The organism is uncultured Tateyamaria sp. (assembly GCF_947503705.1).
Lineage (GTDB): Bacteria > Pseudomonadota > Alphaproteobacteria > Rhodobacterales > Rhodobacteraceae > Tateyamaria.
In genome coordinates, this window is the sequence record NZ_CANNES010000002.1 from 496,744 (window position 1) to 504,605 (window position 7,862).

General features: G+C 56.2%; 10 protein-coding genes and 1 riboswitch. Of the genes, 7 read left to right on the forward strand and 3 right to left on the reverse strand.

The window, feature by feature from the left end; translation table 11 throughout:
* Positions 1-4: 4 nt before the first annotated feature.
* Positions 5-367, reverse strand: coding sequence for a hypothetical protein (locus tag Q1A44_RS08510; RefSeq protein ID WP_366942597.1), 363 nt, complete (start codon positions 365-367; stop codon positions 5-7).
* 277 nt (positions 368-644) lie between these two features.
* On the opposite strand from Q1A44_RS08510, the gene Q1A44_RS08515 reads away from it, so the two are divergent.
* The 7 genes from Q1A44_RS08515 to Q1A44_RS08545 all read left to right on the forward strand — a co-directional run bounded on the left by Q1A44_RS08515 (position 645) and on the right by Q1A44_RS08545 (position 6,214).
* On the forward strand, positions 645-770 hold the full coding sequence (locus Q1A44_RS08515; protein WP_299622794.1) for an EcnA/B family entericidin: 126 nt from the start codon (positions 645-647) through the stop codon (positions 768-770).
* Between the two features lie 524 nt (positions 771-1,294).
* Positions 1,295-1,383, forward strand: a riboswitch (TPP riboswitch).
* Positions 1,384-1,426: 43 nt separating this feature from the next.
* On the forward strand, positions 1,427-2,203 hold the full coding sequence (gene thiM, locus Q1A44_RS08520; protein WP_299622797.1) for a hydroxyethylthiazole kinase: 777 nt from the start codon (positions 1,427-1,429) through the stop codon (positions 2,201-2,203).
* Complete coding sequence (gene thiE / locus Q1A44_RS08525) at positions 2,200-2,835, forward strand: thiamine phosphate synthase (protein ID WP_299622801.1); 636 nt, start codon at positions 2,200-2,202, stop codon at positions 2,833-2,835. Before thiM ends, thiE begins: the two co-directional genes overlap by 4 nt.
* The gene (gene thiD, locus Q1A44_RS08530; RefSeq protein ID WP_299622804.1) at positions 2,832-3,650 is read left to right on the forward strand and encodes a bifunctional hydroxymethylpyrimidine kinase/phosphomethylpyrimidine kinase; all 819 of its coding nucleotides are present in this window, start codon (positions 2,832-2,834) and stop codon (positions 3,648-3,650) included. The genes thiE and thiD overlap by 4 nt, the downstream gene beginning before the upstream one ends.
* The gene (locus Q1A44_RS08535) at positions 3,647-4,585 is read left to right on the forward strand and encodes an ABC transporter substrate-binding protein (RefSeq protein WP_299622808.1); all 939 of its coding nucleotides are present in this window, start codon (positions 3,647-3,649) and stop codon (positions 4,583-4,585) included. The genes thiD and Q1A44_RS08535 overlap by 4 nt, the downstream gene beginning before the upstream one ends.
* Before the next feature lie 85 nt (positions 4,586-4,670).
* Entirely contained in the window at positions 4,671-5,486 is an 816-nt protein-coding gene (locus tag Q1A44_RS08540) for an ABC transporter ATP-binding protein (protein ID WP_299622811.1), read from the forward strand.
* Positions 5,483-6,214: an ABC transporter permease gene (locus Q1A44_RS08545; protein WP_299622815.1), complete on the forward strand. Its 732-nt coding sequence runs from the start codon at positions 5,483-5,485 to the stop codon at positions 6,212-6,214. Before Q1A44_RS08540 ends, Q1A44_RS08545 begins: the two co-directional genes overlap by 4 nt.
* Positions 6,215-6,437: 223 nt before the next feature.
* Here Q1A44_RS08545 and Q1A44_RS08550 read toward each other — a convergent pair whose 3' ends face one another.
* Both Q1A44_RS08550 and Q1A44_RS08555 read right to left on the reverse strand, forming a co-directional pair.
* On the reverse strand, positions 6,438-7,040 hold the full coding sequence (locus Q1A44_RS08550; RefSeq protein WP_299622819.1) for a hypothetical protein: 603 nt from the start codon (positions 7,038-7,040) through the stop codon (positions 6,438-6,440).
* Entirely contained in the window at positions 6,995-7,747 is a 753-nt protein-coding gene (locus Q1A44_RS08555) for a CAP domain-containing protein (RefSeq protein WP_299622882.1), read from the reverse strand. The genes Q1A44_RS08550 and Q1A44_RS08555 overlap by 46 nt, the downstream gene beginning before the upstream one ends.
* Positions 7,748-7,862: the final 115 nt, after the last annotated feature.

A 7,862-nucleotide genomic window follows, 5' to 3' on the forward strand; every position in this document is an offset into this window, starting at 1 on the left:
CCGATCAGGTGCACATGCGCGCCGCATCCGAACTATAGGCCTTCCATTTGGTCCAAAACCGCTCATCGGCGCTGCGATCCGACTGGCGGACCTCCTGGGCGCGATGGGGGTCCTCAAAGAAACTGGCCCCGCGCCGCTGATCGTCGGTGTTCAGACTCTGATCCGCGACGGCCTGGACACAGCCACATCGGGCCCGGCTGGCCTGCTTGCGCCCCGCCTTTTGACACGCGGAATAGATCGGACCGGTGGCAAACAGGACCGTGGGCGTGGTGCCACGGACCGCGTTGTAGCTGGAATAGCGGGTGCCGCCGCAAGCGGTCAGGGCAAAGGCCGCCACAGCCGCGATCAGGATCTTGGATACCATCATGGGTTACTCTCTGCTCCGGCGGATTTGCCCGCTCTGATAGGGGCGAGTATGCCGGAATTGAAGGGCAAGAGCAATTCACGAACCAGCGTGCCGCCCTTGGGCGGTGCGCGTCGCCCGGCAGTGTATCGCAAAGCGATGCACGAGAGGGCCTCACCTCACAAGCAATCCCCTAAGGCACTGTTCAGCCCGCCAACGCAACACATTGTGCACAACCCAATAAATTGACGGCCCACCGCCCAAAGGCTATGTCCAGCACAGAACAAAACACAGAGGTCCCATGCCCCGCACCCGCCTGATCCTGCTGGCGATCATCGCCGCCACGGCACTCGCCGCCTGCGAAACCGCCAAAGGCGTCGGCCGCGACATCACCCGCGCCGCCGAAGCTGTAGACCGGGCCATCTAAGCAACGCACCAACCACCGCAGGGCGAGGTTCACCCCGCCGGCACCACGGCGTTCAACCAACACCGCCGCAGCGCATGCAAGGCCGAAAGCGCCAGCACTATACCCGGCATCGCCCGGCTGGGCGAATGCAACCTCATTTCCTACATCGAAGCTGTTTTGCCCGGCGGCACCACCGGGCCGCGCCCGCCCCTCCCCCCCTGGAGGGCGCAGTGGTGAAGTCACGCCCCGAACTCCTGTGTTGAGCGCAATAACGCCGCAACCTCAGACTATTCAGTTTCCGAATTTCGCGAGCAGAGGATAGCGCCACAATGCGATTCAAAGACCGTGGCAAATCACGGGGGGCGAAGGTGTTTTCTTAGACCGGATGGAGGGACGACATGGCGAAGCCGTATCACTTTTTGGTAGTCACAAAACCCGCAATCGAATTTCTGCATAGAAACCCTAAGCCTATGAATCCTGTGAAAAGATACTCCTGAAAACCTAGCATCGGCTCTGTTTGACATTCTCCGGCTGAGATCCTAAACAGCACGCACCAGGGGCGCCGTGAGGCTGAGAAGTACCCTTTGAACCTGAACCAGATAATGCTGGCGGAGGGAGGTCGGACGTTCTGTGCTTTCGTGAACGCTTTCTCCTTTTTTCGTACAGAAGGAGACGTGATGACCCCACAAAACCTGTTGACCACTATGAGAGAGAAAAACCCTCTCGTTCAGTGTATCACGAACTATGTCGCCATGAACGTAGCTGCAAATGTGGTGCTTGCCGCTGGTGCATCGCCCGCGATGGTCCATGCGCCAGAAGAAGTCGCTGACTTCACACCCGTCTGCAGTGCGCTCACAGTCAACATCGGCACACTGTCAGAACCGTGGGCTAAAGCCATGATGGCATCGGCCCGAGTGGCCCGTGCCAACAACGTGCCTTGGGTCCTCGACCCGGTTGCTCATTTCATCTCACGATATCGCAAAGGTGTGGCACAGGAACTTATGGCACTCCGGCCGACAATCCTGCGAGGAAATGCTTCCGAAATCATAGCCATGACTGGCCAAATCGGCGCAGGCAAGGGGGCCGACAGTGGTGATACTGTGAGTGCCGCTGAAAACGCGGCGTGCACGCTCGCCCGTCAATATGAAACCGTCGTTGCAGTAACGGGCCCAGTCGATTTCGTAACGGATGGCGTGCAATCTGCAAAAGTCACCGGTGGTTCTGATCTCATGCCTAAGGTGACAGCCCTGGGATGCGCGCAAACGGCGTTGATGGGCGCCTATGTATCCATTGGACCTGCGTTCGAAGCCGCGCTCGCAACGCTCGCACATTTCAAAGCGGCAGGAACCAAAGCAGCGGGTAGGGCGAATGGACCGGGCACGTTCCAAATGCATTTCCTTGACGCTTTGGCCACAACCCAGCCCGATGAGCTTTCCAGTGTTGTCACCTCATGAATGGTCTGCACCAGTTGCTACGTCTGTATTTAGTGACAGACAGTGCGTTGTGTCGCCATCTTGGCTTGGTCGAAACCGTTGTGCAGGCCGTTGCGGGCGGCGTCACGATGGTACAACTGCGCGCTAAAGACGCCACAACTCCTGAACGGGTCAGCATGGCGTTGGCTTTAAAGGCCGCATTGGCGGGAACTGGCGTGCCTTTGCTTATCAATGATGACGTAGAAGCGGCAGTTGCTGCTGATGTCGACGGCGCCCATATCGGGCAAGGGGACATGCAGCCTGCGCAGGCGCGCAACATTCTCGGCCCGCACAAGATTCTTGGCCTGTCATGTGAAACTTCTGATGCGGTTCTTGCCGCTGATCCTGGCATCGTCGATTACCTCGGCATTGGTCCAGTCTTTGGGACGGCAACCAAAGCAGATCATGAAACACCGATTGGTTTTGATGGCCTCGAACGATTGGTGCGCCTCAGCGCATTGCCCACCGTCGCAATTGGTGGATTGAAAGCACAGCACCAGAAGCAGGTGTTGGCGACCGGATCAAAAGGCCAGGCGATCGTTTCGGCTATTTGCGGTCAAGCCGACCCAAAAGAGGCCGCATTGGCATTCAAGTACCCAGAGTTATGCACATGATCCCGAATGTGCTGAGTATAGCAGGGTCGGACCCGTCCGGTGGAGCAGGCATGCAGGCGGACATAAAAGCCATTTCCGCAAACGGCGCATTTGCCATGGCTGCGATTACTGCACTGACGGTACAGAATACCCGTGGTGTCCGTGATATTTGCCTCGTGTCACCCAGCTTTGTCCATGGCCAGATACAAGCGGTGTTTGACGATATTCATGTGCACGCCGTCAAGATCGGTATGATCGCAAACGCAGAGATCGCTCATGCTGTTGCCGAGGCACTGGCGGGTCAAGATATTCCAATTGTGCTTGATCCGGTGATGATCGCCAAAGGCGGCGCATCGCTTTTGGATCTGAGTGCAGTTGCGGTTGTGCGCGAAGCGCTTTTGCCAATGGCTACCGTTCTAACTCCTAATCTGCTCGAAGCAGCTCACCTGCTTGGCACAGAGGTCGCAACGACGCGGCCGGATATGGAAATGCAAGGCCGCGCATTGCTTGCGCTGGGATCTGCGGCTGTCCTTGTCAAAGGTGGACATCTGACCGGTGATGACTGCCCGGATTGTCTCGTAACCGCAGACAGTTGCGTTTGGTTTGAAAGCGCGCGGATCGCGACACGCAAAACGCACGGAACTGGGTGCACATTGTCGTCCGCGCTGGCCGCACAAATTGCCCACATGCGTGATTTACCGGCCGCCGCGGCTGCCGCCAAATCCTACGTTACTGCAGCTATCGCCCAAGCCGATGACCTGAACGTTGGGTCGGGTCACGGCCCCACACATCATTTTGCAAGCTTTTACATACCGTCAGAGGAAACACGTTCATGAAGTCTTTTCTACTCAGCTGCGCCTTTTCCATCTGTGCAAGCCCCCTGTTGGCACAGGATCAGATGACACTTTTGCTCGATTGGTTTGTAAACCCCGACCACGGACCTGTCATCATTGCGCAGGAAATGGGCTTCTTCACCGACTATGGCCTAAACGTCGAGGTCATTGCCCCCGCCAATCCCTCCGATCCGCCAAAATTAGTCGCAGCCGGAAGGGCGGATCTTGCGATTTCCTATCAGCCACAACTGCATCTTCAGGTTCACGAGGGTCTGCCCTTGCTGCGGGTTGGTACATTGGTGGCGACACCGCTGAATTGCCTGCTGACACTCGCTGAAGGGCCCATAGCTTCGCCTGCGGATCTAAAGGGCGGTAAAGTAGGGTTTTCCGTCGGCGGTGTCGAAGAGGCTGTCTTGGGCCACGTCCTAAAAACTCATGGTCTGACGCTGGACGATGTGGAATTGGTCAACGTTAACTGGTCGCTTTCTCCTTCGCTGATGTCAGGCCAAGTGGATGCGGTAATCGGAGCGTTCCGAAATTTTGAATTGAACCAGATGGACATCGAGGGCGTTCCCGGACAGTGTTTCTACGTCGAGGAAGAGGGCCTTCCATCCTATGATGAGCTAATATACGTGGCGCACGCCGAAACGATGGACGTTGATATGATCCGCCGTTTTCTGCAAGCCACGGAGAAGGCTACTCAATTCATCATCAACCATCCGCAGCAGAGTTGGGAGATCTTTGCGGGCACCGCACCCGAGTTGTCTGATGAACTAAACCAACGTGCATGGGCGGATACGTTGCCCCGTTTCGCATTGCGCCCTGCCGCAATGGATAACGGCCGTTATGCCGCGTTCGAGGCGTTCTTACACGATGCTGGCCTGATCCCTCACGTCAATCCCGTGCAAAAGATCGCCTTCGACGTGACGGCGCAATGAGCGACGGACGCTATCCGAAATCGAATGGAGCGGTCGGCAAGATTACCGGCATCCCGTTTGAGCGCCGCTTGAACGCTGATTTCGTATGTGCCGCAAGGTGGGAAAATCTTCAATTTCGTTTCACGACCGTCTCACAGCAAGAGGCGCTGTTGTGGGATGTCGGTTTGCACAGGCTGTGACTGACGCACCAGCGATAAGAATCCGCGGTCGGTATGACATTGCAGGTCATCGGCTATTTGACGGAGTGGATCTAGAGCTGCTTGCAGGGCAGTGGACATGCTTGTTGGGCAGGTCCGGAGTCGGGAAAACGACACTGCTCAGGTTGATTGCAGGGCTCGATTCCGGCGAAGCTTTTGAGGGTAATATCTGGGTATCGGACGATAACCCGCTGGACGGACGGATCAGCTACATGGCGCAATCAGACTTGCTTTTGCCATGGCTAACCGTTCTTGAAAACGTCGTTCTGGGTATCCGCCTGCGGAAGGAAAAACCGGATATGCGGCGCGCCATGGACTTGATTGGTCAGGTCGGATTGGGTGGGTATCGCGATGAAAAACCCAACGCCTTGTCCGGCGGTATGCGTCAACGCACAGCCTTGGCACGCACATTGATGGAGGAGCGCCCCATTGCTCTGCTGGATGAGCCATTCTCTGCGCTGGATGCCAGCACGCGCGCTGACATGCAGGATCTTGCCGCGCGAAAGTTGAAGGGAAAAACAGTATTGATCGTGACCCATGATCCGGCAGAGGCAGTACGGTTGGGCCATCAGATTGCCGTGCTCACATCGCACGGCCTACGACTATGGCAGACACCAAGCAGCGCACCGGTGCGTGACCAACATGCCCCTGAAACGGCGATTTTTCAGGCGGAACTGCTGTCGTTTCTGCGAGGTTTGCGATGAACAAAATCAGTTACCTGGCTGGTGTCACGGCATTTGGTCTGACGGTTTGGCAAGGCACTGTGTGGATCGCCGGAGTTCCACATTTCATCTTGCCATCTCCTCGGCGGGTTGCGCAGGTCGGCTGGGAAAATCGCGTGCTAATTGGTGAAAATGCACTTGTGACGGGATTCGAGGTCGCTATGGGGCTCGTTCTGGGGGTCTTGCTTGGGGCTGTCACGGCAGTGCAGTTGGCCCGCTCGGATCGACTGTACCGTCTAGTAATGCCACTGTTGGTCTTCACACAAGCGGTTCCCGTGTTTGCCCTCGCCCCCATTCTGACGCTTTGGCTTGGATACGGGATGGCATCGAAAGTCATGATGGCAATTCTGATTATCTATTTTCCTGTGACCAGCGCATTTTACGACGGGCTAACCCGTGTCCCGCAAGACGTCACCGATATGGCTCGAACGATGAACGGAACAAACTGGCAAGTCATGTGGCGGATCAGAATTCCTCATGCGCTCCCGTCTCTTGCAACGGGGCTGAAACTGGCCGCAGTCTATGCACCACTCGGAGCCGTAATAGGCGAATGGGTCGGTGCGTCCAGAGGGTTAGGCTATCTTATGTTGCTTGCAAATGGGCGCGCCAAAACGGATTTGATGTTTGCAAGATTGGTGGTTCTGGCGATCATGACAATCGGATTGCATCTTGCTGTCAAAAGGGCCGCCCTGCGGATGCAATGGGAGTAAACCCTCTTGGGAACACTGCGCAGTGCCGTCTACATCTAGACGGGAACTGAAATGAGCACAGCAGCTAGATTATCGGAATTTTCATATTCTGGGTTAAGCCAGGCGGAATGGCACTTCAGAACAATGGGCGTACTGCCGGAGAAGCGAACCACATATTAAAAGTGGAGTTTTTTTAAGTTTCTGTTGAAACGATGGGGGAGGCTCGCCCCCCCACCGACCGGTATCAGAACAAGAACTCTTCTGCGAAAAATGTATCAGGTTGTGCCAAAGCATCGGCAAAATAAAGCGTTGAGCTGGTTGGCGAGTTGTCGGCGACCGGCGGCGCCAGGCCCTCAGGTTCTGCGTTGCCCTGCATCAAAAGAAATTCAATCAGAAAGGCGTCCTCGGCGCTTGCAACCGCATCTGCGATACCGCCTTCATCCATCTCGGCAGTAAGGCTTGACCCAAATACGACTTCTGCCTCTGTGACACCGCCCACCATTACGGTTCCACTGCCACCGAAGTTTCCTGCGCCTTCAACCCCCACTGAAGGACCACCGACCCAACTTGCGGTCGCCGTCGCGTCGCCACTGCCTGTGGTCGTCATGGTCTCAACTTCAGCGCCCTCTTCCAAGCCCATGATGAATTCATCAAAGTTGAAAGTTTCGCTGGTGGGAACCGCATCTGCAGCAGTCTCCTCAGGAAGTGGGACACTTTGTTCTGCTGCTGGAACCGGATCAGTTTCGGCAGGGTCGGAGATTGGATTGGGTCCGGACGCCAGTTCTGTTTCTGAAACGCCATTCACCGTCGCTGTGCTGCCGCCACTGTAGTTTCCTTCGCCGTCCACCTCTGTGGATGGGCCGTCCGTCTGGCTGGCGGTGGCCGTCGCATTGACGCTGCTTGTGGTGCTTTGCTCGGTGGATGTGAAACCTGTGGCAGTTTCGCTATCATTCTGAAAAGCCGTGGAGAAACCCTGTCAGCCATGAATTGTGCGATATCGAAAGCAGATCCACCGGATGCTTCGGTCTGAGGCTGCAAACCTTCGCCGCTGCCTGTCGGCATTTCGGTTTGATCAACAACCGCGGCTGGGGCTGCGTCGTCAGGGAGAAGCACAGAATTCGCACTTGTCGTTCCGAAATTTTGCGTCACAAATACAGCGTCGACATTCTCTCCGTCGTCAACAAAATCCCCCGTCTCGATACCGATGCCGATTTCTTTGAAATCAGGGTTCAAAAGGTTGGCGCGGTGCTCGGGGCTGTTCATCAGGTTGGTGTGCAGGCGGACAACTTCGTCGGACAAACCATTCTCGCCAGCTTCGTTCACCCATGCGATATTTTCACCGGTCAGCCAACGGCCCGCCAATTCATAGCCCGCGTCTTCTATGCGATCACGGGACGACGAACCGTCTTCACCACGGTGAGAGAAGCTGTCTGTTTCAAGCATCCAGGCGCTGTGTTCTTCGTTGGCCTCGTTGAGGTCTCCATTGAAGACAAGGGGGGTAGACCCGCGGCAGCTCGGTCTGCGTTGATTAGATCCAGCATTTGTTGTTCGTATTGATTAGCATCTGACATGATAGTTTCCTTTTTAGAAAGCTAGGGTCAGGACTCATAGCCAATAGATGACGATGGCGGCGAGAGCGATGGCAGAGAGGAAGACCTTGGGGCATCTG